Raw genomic sequence first — 1,574 nt, 5'->3', positions numbered from 1 at the left:
GTGCCTGTTGCACAAGTTAACAAAAATGTAAGATAGATTTGTTATTGATTTTGGATTGGTATGTTATCTTTAAGTATGCAAGGCAAGAAAATATACCAAGAAAAGCTCTTCAATCAATTTCAGCTTAGTGATCGGGTTCCGTTACATAATTTTTACAGACGTCTCAAGGATTTTTTGGATCTTCAGTTTTTATACGGATTAACTCAAGAGTATTATGGTGCTAGCGGTCAAAAAAGTATTGATCCTGTGGTATTTTTTAAGCTATGTTTAGTGGGTTATTTGGAGAATATCATTAGTGATCGTAAGCTGATGGATCATTGTAGTATGCGATTGGATATTTTATATTTCATAGGCTATGATATTGATGAAGAGTTGCCCTGGCATTCGACGATTTCTAGAACACGACAATTATTTCCAGAGACTGTTTTTGAAGCAGTTTTCACTAGGATTTTGGTTTTGTGTATTGACAAAGGTATGGTCAGTGGGCATACCCAAGCCATAGATTCTGCTCCAGTCAAGGCCAATGCTTCTATGGATAGTTTAGAATTGAAAGTTCCTGCAGAAAAATTGGAAGATTATTTGCAAAAGGTTCGTCATATCAGCACGGTTGATAAACCAGCCCCTACTCGAAAAGCCAAAAACAACAAAGCCAGTAAACCCCAGCAAAGTATTACTGCTACAGAGAAAGAACTAGCGGCTATTAAGACTAGAAATAAGAAATGGTCAAAAGACCAAGATCAGCGTCCTGGAGCGGGTAACAAAGGCAGTAAGTATACCTCTAACAAAACCCATTACAGTCCTACTGATCCAGATGCTCGTATTAGTGTCAAGCCAGGTAAGGCAAGAAAGCTTAATTATCTGAGTCAACTTAGTGTAGATACGGCGAATCATGTCATTACAGATATTGGAGCGTATCATGCCGACAAAAAAGACAATCAGTACTTACAGGATATTACAAAAAGATTACAAAAACGATTGTGGAAACAAGGGTTGGTATGGAAGAACTGTATTGCTGATACAGGTTATAGTAGTGGAGAGAACTATGCTTTTTTAGAACAAAGCAACATTAGTAGTTTTATTCCACCTCATGGTACCTATAAAGGAGGGCCAGAAGGTTTTGAGTATGATGAACAAGCAGATCATTATCTATGCCCACAAGGGAAGATCATTCCTTTTACTAAAGTATTTATAGAGAAGAAAAGCAATACCAAAAAGAAAGAATATAGAGCTTCTAAAAAGGTTTGTATTGATTGCCCTTTGCGTAGTACTTGTCTGGGTAAATCAGCGCAGGAGAAACGTCTTACCGTTACCTATTATCGTCCTGAATATGAACGCAACAATGCACGAGTAAACAGTAAACAAGGCCGCTATATGAAATCCAAACGTCAAAGTACAGTAGAACCTGTATTTGGAACCCTTACCCAATTTATGGGACTTAGAAAGATTAATACTATAGGCATCCAGCAAGCTAATAAGGTGATGCATTTGGCGGCAATAGCCTATAACTTGAAGAAATACCTAAAATTCATCAATAAAAACCCAATAAGTAAGCTAGGAAGCTATATTGCTCATAT

General features: G+C 37.1%; 1 protein-coding gene. It reads left to right on the top strand.

Going from position 1 to position 1,574, the window contains the following annotated elements:
• Nucleotides 1-75: 75 nt before the first annotated feature.
• Nucleotides 76-1,574: IS1182 family transposase (locus ACXAGJ_RS24590; protein WP_474843827.1), on the top strand; the 1,499-nt coding region annotated here is incomplete at its 3' end.

This window comes from Aquimarina sp. AWH4_224 (genome assembly GCF_056160245.1).
This window is presented reverse-complemented; position numbering and strand designations above follow the sequence as displayed.